At 60.1% G+C, this 16,187-nt stretch carries 9 protein-coding genes and 1 pseudogene; 3 read left to right on the forward strand and 7 right to left on the reverse strand.

Going from position 1 to position 16,187, the window contains the following annotated elements; all coding sequences use genetic code 11:
* Window positions 1–2: 2 nt before the first annotated feature.
* The 3 genes from ATN00_RS05125 to ATN00_RS05135 are packed head-to-tail and all read right to left on the reverse strand — an operon-like array spanning window position 3 to window position 8,837.
* On the reverse strand, window positions 3–2,768 hold the full coding sequence (locus tag ATN00_RS05125) for a DEAD/DEAH box helicase (RefSeq protein WP_062062902.1): 2,766 nt from the start codon (window positions 2,766–2,768) through the stop codon (window positions 3–5).
* Between the two features lies 1 nt (window position 2,769).
* Window positions 2,770–7,950, reverse strand: coding sequence for a DEAD/DEAH box helicase (locus ATN00_RS05130; RefSeq protein ID WP_062062903.1), 5,181 nt, complete (start codon window positions 7,948–7,950; stop codon window positions 2,770–2,772).
* Entirely contained in the window at window positions 7,947–8,837 is an 891-nt protein-coding gene (locus tag ATN00_RS05135) for a BrxR family helix-turn-helix transcriptional regulator (protein WP_062062905.1), read from the reverse strand. The genes ATN00_RS05130 and ATN00_RS05135 overlap by 4 nt, the downstream gene beginning before the upstream one ends.
* Before the next feature lie 214 nt (window positions 8,838–9,051).
* Between ATN00_RS05135 and istA the strand changes: the two are divergent.
* A pseudogene (gene istA, locus ATN00_RS05140) lies at window positions 9,052–9,890 on the forward strand (IS21 family transposase); the annotation flags it as partial.
* Window positions 9,891–10,077: 187 nt separating this feature from the next.
* On the opposite strand, the gene ATN00_RS05145 reads toward istA, so the two are convergent.
* Entirely contained in the window at window positions 10,078–10,281 is a 204-nt protein-coding gene (locus tag ATN00_RS05145; protein ID WP_062062908.1) for a helix-turn-helix domain-containing protein, read from the reverse strand.
* Window positions 10,282–10,401: 120 nt separating this feature from the next.
* On the opposite strand from ATN00_RS05145, the gene ATN00_RS05150 reads away from it, so the two are divergent.
* Together ATN00_RS05150 and ATN00_RS05155 are read left to right on the forward strand one after the other, a co-directional pair.
* Window positions 10,402–11,256, forward strand: a complete 855-nt coding sequence (locus ATN00_RS05150; RefSeq protein ID WP_062062910.1) for a hypothetical protein — start codon at window positions 10,402–10,404, stop codon at window positions 11,254–11,256.
* A complete protein-coding gene (locus tag ATN00_RS05155; protein WP_062062912.1) occupies window positions 11,253–12,353 on the forward strand; it encodes a hypothetical protein in 1,101 nt (366 codons plus the stop codon). Before ATN00_RS05150 ends, ATN00_RS05155 begins: the two co-directional genes overlap by 4 nt.
* Window positions 12,354–12,368: 15 nt before the next feature.
* Here ATN00_RS05155 and terL read toward each other — a convergent pair whose 3' ends face one another.
* Genes terL through ATN00_RS05170 form a run of 3 tightly spaced genes read right to left on the reverse strand, consistent with a single transcriptional unit; the run spans window position 12,369 to window position 15,673 of the window.
* Complete coding sequence (gene terL / locus ATN00_RS05160; protein ID WP_062062915.1) at window positions 12,369–13,811, reverse strand: phage terminase large subunit; 1,443 nt, start codon at window positions 13,809–13,811, stop codon at window positions 12,369–12,371.
* Window positions 13,804–14,214, reverse strand: a complete 411-nt coding sequence (locus ATN00_RS05165; RefSeq protein WP_062062918.1) for a DUF5681 domain-containing protein — start codon at window positions 14,212–14,214, stop codon at window positions 13,804–13,806. Before ATN00_RS05165 ends, terL begins: the two co-directional genes overlap by 8 nt.
* On the reverse strand, window positions 14,207–15,673 hold the full coding sequence (locus ATN00_RS05170; RefSeq protein WP_156415221.1) for a DNA modification methylase: 1,467 nt from the start codon (window positions 15,671–15,673) through the stop codon (window positions 14,207–14,209). Before ATN00_RS05170 ends, ATN00_RS05165 begins: the two co-directional genes overlap by 8 nt.
* Window positions 15,674–16,187 lie beyond the last annotated feature (514 nt).

Raw genomic sequence — 16,187 nt, forward strand, 5'->3', positions numbered from 1 at the left:
GATCACATCTCGCCCGGCATAAGGACGAACAAGCCGATCACGTCGGGCGGGAGGACCGCCTCGACGCTGACGCGCGAGATGGATCCGGCTGCGGTACGCAGACGAGCATGGTCCTCGACGAGCTCCGCCGCCCGCTGCTCGACGAAAGCCGCCAATGGCCCAGCGAGCAGGTCGGGCAGTTCCGCCTTTGCGGCATTGATCATCCGATCTCGTGCGATCGTTGCGAGGTCAGCGGTGGCCGGCGTGCTGAGCATGTCGCGGACGTCTTCGCCTGTCGCCACGATGCTTTTCCCTTGAAGAGCAACCAGGGCAGCTTCTTCAGCCAGCAGGAGCTGCTCCTTTCGGCCGTGGATCGTGAGCTTGTAACGAACGCGTAGGAGTGCGACGCGTGTCATCGCCGAGACGGCCGCTGTCGGCCACGCACCGACGCGGCCGACGCCGAGATCCGGAAGCGCCTCCTGATCCAGCGAAGCCTCGACAAGGCTCTCGGCAAGAGACGCCGTCAACGGATGGGTTCTCGTCAACAGAGAGGTGCCAGAGGGAGCGGGCTCGGCTGCGGCAAGTCTGACCGATTTCTCTAGGCCCCGCTGTTCGAGCTTCTCCTTCAGGCTCTGCTGAAGGGCGTGGACGTGAGCAATGTAGACGTTCCGCTTCTTCTCAAGCGGAACCCCGAACCGCGACATCGCGCGCTCCACGAAAAGCCTTGTGTCCTCCGGAGAGCCAAGCAGGCTCCTGACCTTGTCCCATTCCGGCGCCACCTCGGAGGGCTTCATCGCATTTTGGGCGAACCGCGCACGGGACTTCTTCTCATTTTCGCTGGCGTCGCGCCAACGCGCTTCCATCACCTTCGTGCCATCCTCCAGGCGAAGGTCCAGAGTGAGCTGTTTGTGCCCACCACGGCGGAGCATCATCGCGCACATCAAGGCGTGTGTGACCGGCCCGCGCTCGTCAGGCAGCGGAACCGTTACCCCGGTGGCCTTCCTGATTTCCTCGGCTTTGCGAAGGATCACGTCGAGGACAGCACCATCAATGGCACTGTCGGGCGAGAACATCATGATTGAACGAACCAGTTCGGCCGGCTGGCCGAAGCGGTCAACCCGTCCTTCACGCTGCTGATGCCGGGTCGGGTTCCACGAGAGGTCGTAGTGCACAACCGTGTCGAAAAGCTGCTGCAGGTTGATGCCTTCGGAGAGGCAGTCGGTCGCAACCAAAATCCTCTGGGCGCCTTCTTCCTTGTCTTCCAGCGCCATCTCCGCAACGCGATCGCGGCGCTCGTCCGGGGTCAACTCTCCGGTTACGGACTCGATTATGAGCTTTGGGAAAGCCTTTCGCAGCCCAGCCTTTACGTGATCGGCGGTTGCCAGATACCGACAAAAAACGACCGGGTTGGCACCGCTCTTGATCAGAGGCTTGAGCGCACTGACGAGGGCATCAAGCTTGGGATCGTTCGCTTCAAGGAGGCCGCTCGCCTGATCGATGAGAGCACGGAGCGCGGGATCATCCGAGAAGGCCATACTTGGCTCAATGTCCACGGCATCTTCGTCGTCGCCGTCTTCGTCATAGATCTGCGGTTCGAGACGGTCTGCTTCGTTGGCAGCACGATTTCTCAAAGCACTCAGCGCGGCAGCCGGCGATGAGCCGACGCAGCGCATGAGAGCGAGGGTGCCCCAGAATGCGAGGCGCTGATCCCTCTTCTGCTCCCCAGCCTTCGAGACTACCGAGAGGCAATAGTCTAGGACCGCTTCCTGGAATGCCAGGTGCTCGGGCGATAGACGGTACGCATGTTCGGTGGTTTCGTGTTTCGGGAATGATCTGTCCTCGTGCCAATCCCCCTCGACGAGGTCCACTCGACGCCGCTGTACAAAATGCCTTGCAAGGCGCTCTCGGTATCTCGCGCTGTCGAAGTCGAGTGTGCCGAAGTCCTGGTCGATCAGTGATAGCAGTCGTGCAAATGCTTCTTCGTCACCTGAATGCGGCGTGGCGGTCAGCATGATGATCCGCCGCTCCGGGTCCCTCGCGAGTCCCTGAAGCAATTCAAATCGCTGCTGCTTGCCCTTGTGGGTGCCGACACAAGCATGGGCTTCATCAACGATCACGAAGTCGGGACAGGCACGAGCGAACCCCTCCCGACGCTTCTCGGCCTTGATGTAATCGAGGCTCACGACCGTGTAGGGATAGGCGTCAAAGAGCGTCTGTGCGAGCGGTAGATTGCGTTCGAGGCGTGCCGCGCTACCGGAAGTCACGGGTACTGCGTCAACTCCGAACCGATCCTTGAGCTCGATGATCCACTGATCCACCAAGTGGGGTGGGCAAAGAACTGAGAAGGAGTCGACCTCGCCCCGGTCCATAAACTCCCGCAGGATTAGGCCCGCTTCTATCGTCTTGCCGATACCGACATCGTCCGCGATCAACAGTCGCGGCACCTGGAGCCTTAGTGCCATGAGCAACGGAACAAGCTGATACGTCCGCGGCTCGAAGGCGAGTTGCGCGGCAGATCGGAATGGCCCGGCACCGCGGCGAAGTGTGAGACGTAGGGCATCTGCCAGAAGTGCTGCCTTCGCCTGGACGGTGCTCCGGGCATCCTCGGGCAGATCAAATCGCGCGGCTTCGACCGATGAGATTTCTAGCGAGGGGGCCAGAACGACGACGTCGTTCTCGTTTCCTGACAGCGGGCGAAGCGCAAGAACGCCTTCGCGCGGTGCTGGGAGAGTTACCCATTCGCGGCCACGGGCGCGCACCAGATCGCCAGGTGAGAAACTCAGCACCATCTCACCCCTTCAAGAGATCAAGTAGTTTCTGTGGAACGCCGGCTTCAGGCGAGGCTGGAAGTTCCAATAGCTCCCACCCCTTGTTGGCCGCATCACTGGCCACACCAGGAGAAATCGACTGGGTGGTGGCAGCCACAAAGTGGCCCCGCCATACGAACTCAGCTTCCGTCCCAGCAAAGCCAATGCCCATCGTGTCGACGCCGGGGAGACCGGCTTCTTCGAAAGCCTTCAGCCACGGCGACAACGTACTATCGCGCGCAGAGCGTTTTTCGAGCACTGTGCGGCCGCGAGCGAGATTAACCAAAAGCTGGGTGACTTCACTACTGCTACGGTCGATCTGCTCGTGATCCGGCTGGTTGAAGTATGACAACAGACAGCGGTAGCAGCCTCTGACGCAGGCCTCGTCTGCCTTTTCGGCCAACAGGTCAGCATCTCCGCTTGAGACTGCGGAGTCGATGTTCTCGAAGTGCATGAGCCCGAGAGCTGTCCGCGCAACTTCGCTGATCGCCTCCGGATTATCCATCAGGCGAGTAAGAACACCGGCGCCGCCCTCCGTTGCTTCGTAAGCAAGGATGGCGCGGCGGTTGTCGCGGGCTGGAAGCGGCTCGCCCAGTATCTCGCCTTCTTCAAGCTGGTAGACGACCTCGATGCCCCGCAAAAGCGCATGCTGAACGGTGGTAATCGTGCTCGCGTCGTAGTCTTCCGGTTTCTTGAAGCGGAACAGAAGCGCGTTTTTGCGGTCTCTAACGATAGGCACGATTCGAACCGGCTTGATCACGTCGGGTGGAGCGTCGGTCTCCGTATCCTCATCTTCAGATTTCGCCCAGTAGCCGGTCCGGGGATCGATGTTGAAGCCGAATACCGTCTGATCCTTTCGGCGCTTCAGGCCTTTGTTCAGACGGCTTATCTCGGCGCTATTGGCATATTGCAGCGCGAGCAGTGAAGTCTCGCCGCACTTGAATTCAGCGTTTGTGACCTGAAGCTGATCATCCTTCTTCGGCCACGCGAATACGGTCTGGATGTCGAAGCCTTGCCGCACGCGCTCTTCATCGTTCGCGGTGATGCGCTCAGTGGGCGCGGCCTCGACGTTGTCGATGCGGAGCGTGCGCTTGATTGGGACTTCGCCGGCCATGTGCGCATCGCAACCATGGCAGCGCTCCACCTCACCCTCGTGGCAAGCTCCGCAATTCGCACAGATGTAGATGTCCTTGGTCGCGAGTTCCGACCCATCGCCTTCGCGAACCTCTGGAGGGAGCTTCGCCTTCATCACCCGATAGGCGCGACCTTCGTGGTAGATCAGGCTCCGTGGCCCAAACTCTGAGATTGCGAGAAAACGTGCGCGAGAGAGGAAGGAGCCGGTTTTTCCCTCGCCGGGCACAAAGGCGTAGAGCGGCAGACGAGGAAAATTGTATCCAGGCAGGAAGCCTTCCGTCGCGAGGTAGCGGTATGAGTAGAAGTCGGAACCGTTTGAAGCCTTCCCTTGCTCAAGGATCGCTATCTGGTCGCTGGCCTGCATCTGCGCCGCCTTGATCTTGCGGCGGTCGACGGCCGAGAGACCTGTTATCTCCGAGCGGGCGTTGGCTTCGGCCAGCTGGGTGCGAGCAGAATTGTAAAGTTCGCGCCAGCGGTCGAACGCTCGATCGAATTCCTTCGGAGCGTTCATTGCCACATGAAGCACGAACTCTTCCGGGTCCTCCATCCAGACAGGTATTGCCCCTTGATCAGCTGCCAGAATCTGTTCGAGGACCCGCTGCATGGGTGCGCGCGCACGGGAGACGAGATCGGCCTTGGAAATGCTGGTCAGGATCTCTTCCTTGAGCGGATAGCGGTCGCCACCAAGATCGAGGATGTCCGGGATGTCCGGCGAGAGTGCTAGGCGGCTCTCAGCGAGCCAGACCGCATGCAGGTGCGAGCGCACCAGTTCTTCGTTCGTGATGTCCAGCGCAGGCGGGCGCACGACACCCGCCACCATGTCATTGCGGCGCTCGAAGAAGTACTGATCGTGTGGAGAGCCCGATGCACAGTACGTCACCACAACCGCTGCCTGGCCGGACCGGCCCGAGCGGCCAGCGCGCTGCGCGTAGTTGGCGGGCGTCGGCGGGACATTCCTTAGATAGACAGCATTGAGAGCCGAGATGTCGACCCCAAGCTCCATGGTCGGCGAGCAGAACAGCGCCGGGAGGAACTGGTCGGATTCCCCGGTCGCCTTGATTTCGGTCCGATACTCCGAGGTGCTTAGGTTCTCCAGGTCGTCGTCTTCGTACCTGAACCGCCACTCGCGCCATTCCCGCTGCCTTTGAGACACCTGCGCGGTGTGCTCGCGACCTTCCAGCCCCCAATAGGCGCTATGGCCAGATGCCAAGTCGTCAGCAATGGACGCGTATAGATCATGAAAGTATCGGTTTCCGCGTTTGCTCTCGTCTGAAAGCGCAGGCCCGGGAACGAGGCGGACGGCCGAAGGTGTCAGCCGCCAGCCCACGAGGTCGGCGTCCAGTTCAACGGGAACGACCAGACCCTCATCGGCGAACAGCTCAAGCAAGCGCGAGAAAAACTCAAGATAGTCGTCTCGCCCGAGCTTCGTGCCCAGCACGCTCTTTTTGTTGATCAGCCGAGCGATGCGCGAATTGTGGCCCGCGCGAAGGAGGGTCTGTTCCTCACGAAGGCCCACAGCATTCTTGCCAGGTGCACGCAAGAGAAGAGACGATCGCCCACGTGGATTCTCCTTGGCATCAATCGCCCACGGAGCGCGCAACAGCGAACGCGATTTCTGTGCGACACCATCGAGGACAGTCAGATCGAGGGCCTCGGTATTGACGGCCAGCCCTTCAAGCATTGCGCCTAGCACGCTCTTCAGCAGGGCGGCCCGTTGCTCTTCCGTTTGATCGCCGAGCTCGGGGAGAACTGTCATCAGCCTTCCCCGGTCTAAAGCCATGTCGGTGACGCCGACGAACTCAACATCGAGGAGGTTCAGGACAGAGAGACTGGGGTTGGTGTAGCGCCAACCCCGGCGGAGATCAGTCCATACGCGGTGAGCCAGGACTTTTGCGAGTGCGCGCTGAGCGTCTTCCCGAATGACGGCGCCAGCCGTTGGATCGAGCATCCAGTGGGCGCGCGCATCCTTGTTTGCAGACGTGAAGCCAAGCGCCTTAACGACGCTCAGACCGAACCCATCTTCGGTTAGGCCCTCGGGCCCAGCCGCAATGATGGCCCGCAGAATGGCCCCACGGAGAAGGCTCACGAACAGAAAGTCGTTGAAGTGGCCCGACTGAAGCGCCGCGTCTTGCCGATTGTCCGTGAACCCTAGCAGCTTGCGCTTCGTCTTTGGAACGCCGCTCGTCGGCTTGTTCATCCACTCGAGAGCACTGGACACCAGAAGCGTTGTCGCAGAGCTCCGCCCTTCGCCGGACAGGCCTGCCAGCTTGCTGCGCTCACGCATCCCCTGATTGGGCTCATCCTTGCAGCAGAGGCAGAATGCAAACTTTCCGGGTATGAACCAGAACTCTCTGCCCCCGGCACCATGCCGGCCGTCCGGCGTCACGAGATAGGAGATGGGCGCGCGTTTCTTGCGATACGAACGAAGCCGCTCGATGCCGTTGCGCTCTTCAAGCCAGCTCTCAGGATAGCCACTCAATTCGCCGTCGAAAGCGAAATCGGGATCATTATCCGGAGTCGGACAAAGATACCCGGCCACATCATCGTCATCCTCGGCTTCCAGCGGTGTATCGTCGATGTTGCGGGGGAGAAACCTGATGTGACCGTCGTCTTCGTTCTTGGTGACGACGTGGTATTCGTGCCCGCAGTTCCTGCAGAAGCGTGTCGGGTAAAGCCGGTTCCCCGGAGCATCTGGATCCTCGAGCTGGCCCTCGAACAGAACCGCCCGAGGCTTGTCCGTCAAAGTGGTGAAGATCTCACCAGCGCCGGAGATGAACCTGTGTAGCTTGAAGGCAAGAAATGCCCCATCGCCGGTGCCACCGCGCTGATCCTCGGGAAGGCTTACAAGCGTCAGGAAGTCTTCGAGATGCTTCCGGCACTGCTTCTGATCGACCCCACTGTCGTTGGCCAGCCGTTTGACGGCGTCCTCGAAGGGAATAGGCTTCTTTCGTTTTAGCTCTAGCCCGTCATCGAGACCGAGAGCGAGTTCTGCCCATACCGCAAGCGGATGTTTCCTCAGCTGTTCGTCATCAAGGTTCGTCGGAATAGGCTGTTTCAACACGTCAGCCAGCCCGGCGATTGCATGCGCAAGAGTGATGGTGTCGTCAGTAGCTCGCTGAAGAGACTCATCGATAACGGCGTCCGGGCCGATCTCGGAGCCGAAAAGCCGGGTTGCAACTTTGGCCACGGCAACCGCTCGGCTTTCTTCGGTTCCTTCCGAAGCCATCGTCGCCGACGTGCCTATGCAGATCGGAGCTTTGTCAGGGGTGCACCGGTCTCGTAGCCGTCGAACAAGCACCGCCACATCCGCGCCTTGGCGCCCTCTGTAGGTGTGGAGTTCGTCTAGGATGATGAACTCAAGGCCGGTTGCGTTTTTGACCACCTGGGCGTCCAGGTCGTCTTGGCGGGTCAGAAGGAGTTCCGCCATCATGTAGTTGGTGAGCAGGATGTCGGGCGGGTTGGCGGCGATCCGTTGACGCTCCTCGTGGCTTTCCTGGCCCGTGTATCGCTTGACGACAGGTTTCAGAGCGTCCGGCAGACCCGATTGTCCGATGAATTTTTCGATTTCCTTCATCTGGCTGTTCGCCAGAGCATTCATCGGATAGACGATGATTGCCCGGGTGGTACGCGGTTTTCCGGCGCGCAAGGCACGAACGATGGTGTCGACCACCGGCACGAAGAAGCACAACGATTTGCCGGAGCCGGTCCCTGTCGTGACGACAAAGCTCTTTCCAGATTTCGCCTTGGCAATCGATTCCGCCTGATGTCGATGAAATCGGAGAGGTTTCTCGCCGAACCGGAAGACCCGTCCAGCTCCCTCGTCGAGGTCACCCGAGGCGACCAGGTCATCCACGGTGGGACCTGAAAGATACCTAGGATTCAAGGAGAGGAGAGCATCAGGCCAGAACCGCCCGGCATCATATTGTGCGTCAATCGCGGCTCGAAGATCTTCTGAACGAATGCTGCTGAAAGAGCGCGAGAAGCGCTCGTAGGAGCTGATCAAGTGGTGATCAAATTCGAAAGCTCTCATGAAAGCTCCTGGTGGCTGCCCGCAGCATTTCTCGTCCCGACGACCGCTTGACGGTTCAGAAGGATGATCTGCTGGTCCTGCGGTTGCCGCGCAGCTGGGTCTGTGTCCAGACCGAGCCGCTTGAGCGCGTAGTGGAGAAGCGCCTTGCGCACGGAGATCTTCGCCCGACCGCTACGCATCCCGTAATCGAGAGCAATGACTTTCTGCTGCGTCTCGGACAGCTCTGGGTGCGGTCCGATCTCCAAAGTCACCTGCTCGTTCCAGTCGGCGTCGTCATCGGCACCGAGCTCGCTCGGCTTGGTGCCGCAGGTCTCGATGATCCGCGAGAGCAAGAAGTCCTTGAAGCTCTGATCGGTGAGACAGAAGGCCCTTGTGTGCCAGCGGAAACCGTCGAACCCGATCGCGTGTGGCGCAATCCAGCGCCAGCGCGGCTCCGGCTGGGACAGCGACTGATACTTGACCTCGATGGCTTCTGATCGGCGGATTGCGGCGACCACCGAACGCAGGGTCTTGGCGTTGACGCCCCGCACGGGCGTCGGCGCGGAGTCGTAGGACGGAAATTGCCCGATCCAGGCATCAGCCCGGTCGAGGATGCCATCGGCGACAGAACGAAGCTGAGAGAGGTATCGGCTAGCGTCCGGCTTCAGAAACAGTGGGTCGAACTTGCTGCCTCGGATGTAGGTCCGGGCGCTCTTGTCGTAGGTCATGTTGTCCGGAGCCATGCCGATGTAGCGGTTCAGGTCGGTGGACGCCTGGTTCACCGACACACTGAACGCATCCATCAGATCGCCCCGATTCACATGCCCCTCCCAAAACAGGCGGAACTCGATGAATTCGAGCCGTCGCTCGACGCCCCACCGAAGATCAGCCTTCTCTGTTCCCACCATGCACTCCCGGTGACATGATCCGTCCCGAAACTAGGCTAGCCCAGTTTCTGGATTTTCAATCAAGCTATCCGAGAAGCGGAGTGGGTTCAATCGAAATGGGTAGGGTCTGCAAGCAGGGGAGAGGGCGGGGATGGCGGCTGCGCCTCGGCCAACCGGCATCCTGGAGCTATGGTCACGCGCCCGCTTGCTGAGCCTGGCCAGGGTCAGAGGTGCTGGAGCGGATAACCGGGTGGCCGCCTTCGCCCGGCGGTGGCGGACCGAGCTTCAGTATGAACAACAGACCAGCGGGCGCGGGACGTTCGTGCCTTTGGTTTTCCAGCCTGGCGAAGCGTTCCAGTTCGACTGGAGCGAGGATTATGCCGTGCTGGACGGCAAGGTTGCGAAGCTGCAGGTTGCCCATACCAAGCCGGCACATAGCCGAGCCCTCATCGTGCGGGCCTATCTGCTCCAGACCCATGAGATGCTGTTCGACGCGCTGGCGCAGGCATTTCGGGTGCTGGGCGGCGTGCCGCAGCGTGGCATCTTCGACAATATGCGGACCGCTGTCGACAAGATCGGGACCGGGAAGGCGCGGCAGGTCAACGCAAGATTTGCCGCCATGGCCAGCCACTATCTGTTCGAGCCGGATTTCTGCAATCCGGCTTCTGGTTGGGAGAAGGGACAGGTCGAGAAGAACGTCCAGGACGCTCGGCGCCGGTTGTGGCAACCGATGCCCAGCTTCCGCGATCTGGCTGAGTTGAACGCCTGGCTGGAAGAACAATGCGTAGCCCAATGGGGCGGATCCAGCACGGCGTCCTGCCCGGCACCGTGGCCGATGCGCACGCCGAGGAAGTTTCCTGTCTGATGCCTCTGGGCCGGCCCTTCGATAGCTTTGTCGAGCAAATAAAGCGCGTGTCGCCGACCTGCCTCGTCGCCTTCGACCGCAACCGCTATTCGGTGCCTGCTTCCTTCGCGAACCGGCCGGTCAGCCTGAGGGTCTACCCGGATCGTCTGGTCATAGCAGCCGAAGGTCAGATCGTGTGCGAACATGCCCGGCTCATCGACCGTTCCCATGGATTTGTCTAAAATGTCTTGATAAATCTCGGTCCAGGGTATGGGTTCATCAATGGCGGTAGAAGAATGAATCTGGGCTCCGTCGCTGACGCGTGCAACCCGGCGTCCGACATCGCCTTCAGGATATCGTCAGGTACGACAGTCTCTAGCGTGGCGTCCGCAGCCAGGACGTAGCCTCAGCTCGATATTAATCCAGCAATTCACCCAGCTTTACGTCCAGTGCCATCGCCAGCCTGTCCACAACGGTGATGGTGGGATTGCGCGCGCCGCGTTCCAGGTCGCTGACATAGGTGCGATGAATATCCGCGCGGAACGCAAACTCTTCCTGCGACCAGCCTTTCTGCTGGCGCAGGCGACGAAGATTATGGGCAAGGCGCTGCGTGACATCCACGGCGGAACGGTGCCGTTCATGTCGACGATCAATCTACAGACGATCAGTGACATTCGTGCTTGACTTCGCCGGGGTGAACAAGCGTCAGTCACTGTCACTGTTCGTCGACACGAGGTAAATATGGCAGCACATGATGATAGCGCGACCGTCGCATCCCCGGCCGGGGTCCCCCGGACCATTCGCACCGACACAATCGGGAAGCACATCCTCCGGCTGGTCGCCGTCGGCAAGACGTTCGCTGGCCTGCTGATAACGGCGGGCAAGCAGAAGGCGCGTATCGATGGCGAGGATCCCGATGCGGTATGGCGAGAGCTGAAAGCGCTCGTCGGCAAGAGCAGTGACGCCTATTTCGGGTTTGAGGGCGCGCTGACCCGTTTCCGGAGCTTCTTCCCGGATGGTTTCCAGTCCGCGCATTTCGAGAAGAGCGAACGCGATTACAAGCTTGAGGCCAAGCGCAGGCTCGATGAACAGGCGCCGCTGGACGAGGCGATGTCGGGAACGGGATATGGCGAGGTGGTACTCGCCGTCTTCCGGGCCACCAACCTGCTGTCTCCCTATGAGAAGACCAGGCTGCAGCCGCTGCTGCGTGGGCCTGACGCCGATATATTTGTGCAGGCGGCGGCACGGTTCGCGACAGGTGACGTCGTGCAGGCGCTGGCAATGATGACTCCTGCGCTGGCCCGGCATGACTGCGCCAAATGGACGGTGGTGACATATCTGCCGTTTCTGTGGCGCCCGGAAAACCACATGTTCCTGAAACCGGTTGTCACCGGTGATTTCGCCGAGCGCGTCGGGCATCCGTTCTCCCATGATTATCGGCCGGCGCTCGACCCTGCCGTCTATTCGAGCCTGCTCGATCTAACGGAGACCACCCGCGAAAACACCCGGGTGCTGAACCCCCGGGACAATATCGATCTGCAGAGCTTCGTCTGGGTTGTCGGCGAATATCGCGAGGAATGGGGGCATGCCGAATGACGCCCGGCTCGCTCTACATGGTCGGCACCGATGGCGAGCTCCAGCGCATGCGGCCCTCCACGCCGGACAACGAAGATCATATGCAGATGCTGGTCGCGCGATATCCTGAACTGATCAGCGATGGCGATGGCGAACTACTGCTGATCCGCCGCGAACAGGCTATCATGGACAGTGATATGGGGGCCGGCCGTTGGTCACTGGATCACCTCTTCGTCACTCGCGACGCCGTGCCGGTTCTCGTCGAACTCAAGCGTGCGGTCGACACGCGACTGCGGCGGGAGGTCATAGGCCAGATGCTGGATTATGCCGCCAACGCCACGGCCTACTGGCAAACCGGCAGGATCGCCGACAGCTTCGCGCAAACCGCCCTGCAGGCGGAGCAGGAGCCGGAAGAACTTTTGCGGGCATTTCTGGGTGACGAGGATCCCGATCGGTTCTGGGAACAGGTCGATGCCAATTTCAAGGCGGGGCGCATCAAGCTCGTGTTCGTTGCCGACCAGATACCCCGGGAGCTTGCCCGGATCGTCGAGTTCCTGAACGATCAGATGCGCGCCGATGTTCGGGCCGTGGAACTGCGATGGTTTGCGGGAGGCAACGGCGCCATAACGCTCAGCCCGAGGGTGATCGGCGAAACGGAACGCGCCGCGGCTGCCAAACGCCCTTCGGCAACGCTGGAACCGGTTTCGCCGCCGGAATGGCTGGAGAGGAATCTGGCCGCGATGGGGGCCGACGTTATCCGGGGCGCGAACGTCTACATGTCCATGATCGAGCGCCTTGGCGGCACAGTGGGCATCCACTCCTCGCAGGGCTCGATTTATGCAAGCTTCGTGGGTGATGACGGCAAGCTTCTCTATCCGTTCCACCTCTGGAAAGACGCCCACCTCTCATTCACCCTGCGCTTCATCCACGCGCGTGAAGGGCTGCAGGATGAGGATGTGCGCATACGCCTACTGGATGAACTCGTCGGGATCGTCGGGCCTCTCAAGACGATGAACACAAAGGGCTATCCCGCTTTTCCTGTCGCCCTGTTGACCCAGCCATCCATTGCCGCGGCGGTGGAGCAATGGATGAAACGGGTGCTGGATCATATCCGATAATGATCCGTCCGGATATCAGCGTCGCCGGGCCTGATTGGCCAGCCGGAGCAATTGACCCGTATCGAAAGCGGCCAGGAACTGGACCACACTATCGACCTGATCGTCGTGCTTGCCATGCGGGAAGCTGGCCAGTTCGTCCTCAAAGGTCTGGAGCCAGGGAGCTTCGCGGGGAACCCAGATTTCTCCACGTTCGAACTTCGGCGATTGCTGGGATGCCCTGTCTTCCTTGGAGCCTACCGGTTTCTTCAGATCGATCCATCGATGTCCGGCATTGTTATGTATGTTCTGGTAAAGGCTGACCCCCGATCCGGCCCATTCCACGATCACGAGATCAGCTTTCCATTTTTCCCGCTGGGCGTAGACAGCTTTTTCGAGGGCATAAAATTCCAGGCGCTCCCGATGGACGTCCAGAAGATAGCAATTCTTCCCCGAAAGCGCCCATGTCGTGCACACGCTGTAATCGTTGCTGTCCTGAATATCATAGGCGGTATCCCAAGACTGGAATATGCCCTGCACCTTGTGCGTCGGCGGCCGCTCATCATAGCGTGAGAGCCACTGCAGTTTGAACAGGGCGCCACCCGGTGGCATCGGGCGCTGATTATATTGCGCTTCGAAATCCCGCTCTCCCATGAGCGCCCGAAGCTGGACGATTTCTTCCTCATCAAACCGCTCTTCATGAAGAATCTGTCCGGCAGGGAAGTCCATATAGGCGCTGTGCGACACCGGAATTTCGAGATCCCTGTCAGCGATGAGCGGTAAGCGCAGTTCATGCCAGCCACCGTGAGCAATCAGCTGGCCGGGTAAGTCTTCCATGTGGAGACGCTGGGCGATGACCGCGATCCTGCCTTTTTTCGGATTGTTGAGACGGCTGAGGACCGTGCTCCTGAACCACTTGGTGGCGTTTTCACGCATGGTTTCCGAGTGGGCATCGGCGGCCTTTATGGGATCGTCGATAATGATGAATGCGCCGCCTCGTCCTGTCAGCGTTCCGCCAGTGGAGGTGGCATAACGGTAACCCCCGCGTGTCGTGGTCAACTTATCAAGACTGGCCCGTTTGCGATCGATATGGGTATCTGGAAAGATGCGTCGATACCAATCGGATTCCATCAACTTGCGGGTCTGGCCTCCAAAGTCCTTGGACAAATCATGAGCATAGGACACGCAGATGATCTTTTCGCCGGGATTGCGGCCTAGAAGCCATGCGGGAAAGCACACACTGCTTATGAAGCTCTTCATTGTCCGTGGGGGCATCGTAATGAGGAGGCGCCGGTTGTCGCCTTCAGCCAGCCGCATCAGTTCATAGCATATGGCGTCGATGTGCCAGTTGCGAAGAAGTTCTTCGTTATGCAGGATACGGAACGCTTCCTGCACGAACACGCTCAGATCTTCGCGGGCCAGCGCACGAGCAGTGGCGGCGATCCGGCGGGGATCGAGCGCTATGAGCGTCTGATCATTCATCGCCAAAATCCCCCTGCATCAGCAAATAGTGTTTTATCGTTTCAAGAGCGTAGGCGGCCTCCTCCTCAGGGATTGGGGTATCATCATCAGGTGGACTGTAGCGTTCACCGAGGGTCAGGACCTGAGAGATGGCCTTAAGGTCACCGGCATTGGCCTTCCTGACCAATTGCCGCAGGCCAAGCTCGACGGGTGAGACTTTTCGGGTTTTACCGTTGATTTTCACCGGAATCTTGTCTTCGAGGACGTCCCGCACGATAGACTTCATGTTCCGGGATCCGCGCGGCCGTCCTTTTCCGTGCTTGTTGCCCGATTTAAACTGACTGTGCCTGGGAGGTTTGCGGTAACCCACCTCATAAGAGGCCTCCTGGTTCTCCGCATCGGGCGGGAATTCGTCGTCAGTCATGGCCGGCCTCCACCTGCTGATCGGCGGCTGCCTGTTTCCGGACTTCACTCACCCGCGTGAATGTCTCACCGGTCTCCGCGAGAATCGCCTCCTGGCCTGTCAGTTGCTCCCAGCGACGGATAACGACATCCACGAAGCGCGGTTCGATCTCGATGCCGCAGCAGGCGCGGCCTGTCTTTTCCGCTGCGATCAGGGTCGTGCCGCTGCCGAGGAAGATATCAAGGACAGTGTCCCCGCGCTGGCTGACGTCGAGAATGGCGTCGACGCACAATTCCACGGGTTTGGGCGTGGCATGGAACTCCAGCATCTGGTTGGCGGAGGAACCACGCCTGTTGGCGCCTGGCGCAATCCACACATTGTTGCGGTTGCGTCCATGCCGGCCAAGCTCGACATTGTTGGTCCGGGGGACCTTGCCCTTGCAGAAGAGCGCGATCAGTTCGTGCGCCGAACGATAGAGGCCGCCCATGGCGCCGGCTTCCTTGTACCAGACGACCAGATTGACGAGGTTGAGCCCGGCCGCGAAACCAGCCGTGTAGACGCGGTGGATCGATCGCCAATCCATGAAAGCGAAAATAATGCCGCCCTCGATGAGCGGTGCCGCAAGCAGCATCAGGACCCTATCAAGGAAGGCCTGCCATTCCGCATCGTTCATCTCGCCCGAAGCCATGGCGAAATCGGCATGCTTCTGCTTACCCAGGCCACTGACATTGCCGGGGATCGAGACGTTATAAGGCGGATCGGTGAGCACCAGGTGGACGGTTCGTCCATCAAGTAACGTGGCGTGAACATCGGAATCCAGCGCGTTGCCGCAGATGATTCGATGATCGCCTAGTAACCACAGATCACCCGTGCGCGTAACCGAAGGTCCGGCGGCATCGGGAAGCTGATCGCCGGCTTCCTCGCTGCCTTCATCGTCCTCGTCGAGCAGGATGATATCCAGCTCCTGGACACTGAAACCGGTCGAGGACAGGTCTACATTGAGGTCGATCAGATCCGCGATCTCGATGCGCAACTGGTCCAGATCCCATTCGCCCATTTCCGCCGTGCGATTGAGGGTGAGCCTCAGCTTGCGGATTTCCGCAGGCGAAAGATGGCTGATCTCGATGGCGGGGACGCGGTCCAGGCCTAAGCGCGTGGCCGCCTCGACACGGATGTGACCATCGACAATCTCGGTTTCGCGAACGAGGATCGGTACCGTGAATCCGAGATCGGAGATGGATGCCGTCAGCCGTCCGACGTGCTCCACCGTCGATCGCCGCGAACGATGCGGAGAGGGGCGCAGCTCCGCGAGGGCAATGTACTGCAATCGCAATTCTGGCAGGAGGTCATTCCGGCGATTGCTGCCAACCCGTTCCGAAATCTCGCGCTCAGTTTCGAGCTTGTGCCGCCGCTGCGCCGTCTTCGCCAGCTTCTGGCTCTTGAAAGCCTGATCTCGCTCCAGTCGTCTCTTCGTTCCCATATCGACCCATCCAAACAAAAAACCGCCAACGCTTTCGCGAGGCGGCTTCGCTTGAAGGAACGAAAGCTCGACCACGCCAAAGCGCAATCCAAGCCGACCGTTCCCTCCATGGATGAGTCGTGTGCCTGTCTCCAGACACGTGGGTCTTATATGCTTTCTGGTGCTCCCATTGCAATTCTAATCCGATTTACGCTCTCGCCGGACGAGCACACGACAAGGGAGCGGGCCGGTCGGGGGAGTGACCGGCCCGCTCGAGATACCGCCTATGTGCGGTCAGCCCGAGGCGGGAGGGGGCAAATTCCTGCGGGCTGCCTTATCGGTTTACTGGACCGACACGCCGGGTGCGATACTACGCAAGTCTCAGGCGCTCCATTCCAATGCATAGGTAGCAAGGTGTCAGCCATGCTCCGAAATGTAGGGTAGAATCCGCCGCCCCCACGCGCACCGCGTTGAATTTTCTCTAGGAACTCCATCTCGCAAGGCGAGCCGCGCGTTCCGGTCGGGCACGGACGAT

Source organism: Sphingobium baderi, assembly GCF_001456115.1.
GTDB lineage: Bacteria > Pseudomonadota > Alphaproteobacteria > Sphingomonadales > Sphingomonadaceae > Sphingobium > Sphingobium baderi_A.

Coding starts and splice junctions, on each gene's coding strand:
- ATN00_RS05125 (WP_062062902.1), bottom strand. CDS start 2,768: ATGGTGCTGAGTTTCTCACCTGGCGATCTGGTGCGCGCCCGTGGCCGC.
- ATN00_RS05130 (WP_062062903.1), bottom strand. CDS start 7,950: ATGAGAGCTTTCGAATTTGATCACCACTTGATCAGCTCCTACGAGCGC.
- ATN00_RS05135 (WP_062062905.1), bottom strand. CDS start 8,837: ATGGTGGGAACAGAGAAGGCTGATCTTCGGTGGGGCGTCGAGCGACGG.
- ATN00_RS05150 (WP_062062910.1), top strand. CDS start 10,402: ATGGCAGCACATGATGATAGCGCGACCGTCGCATCCCCGGCCGGGGTC.
- ATN00_RS05155 (WP_062062912.1), top strand. CDS start 11,253: ATGACGCCCGGCTCGCTCTACATGGTCGGCACCGATGGCGAGCTCCAG.
- terL (WP_062062915.1), bottom strand. CDS start 13,811: ATGAATGATCAGACGCTCATAGCGCTCGATCCCCGCCGGATCGCCGCC.
- ATN00_RS05165 (WP_062062918.1), bottom strand. CDS start 14,214: ATGACTGACGACGAATTCCCGCCCGATGCGGAGAACCAGGAGGCCTCT.
- ATN00_RS05170 (WP_156415221.1), bottom strand. CDS start 15,673: ATGGGAACGAAGAGACGACTGGAGCGAGATCAGGCTTTCAAGAGCCAG.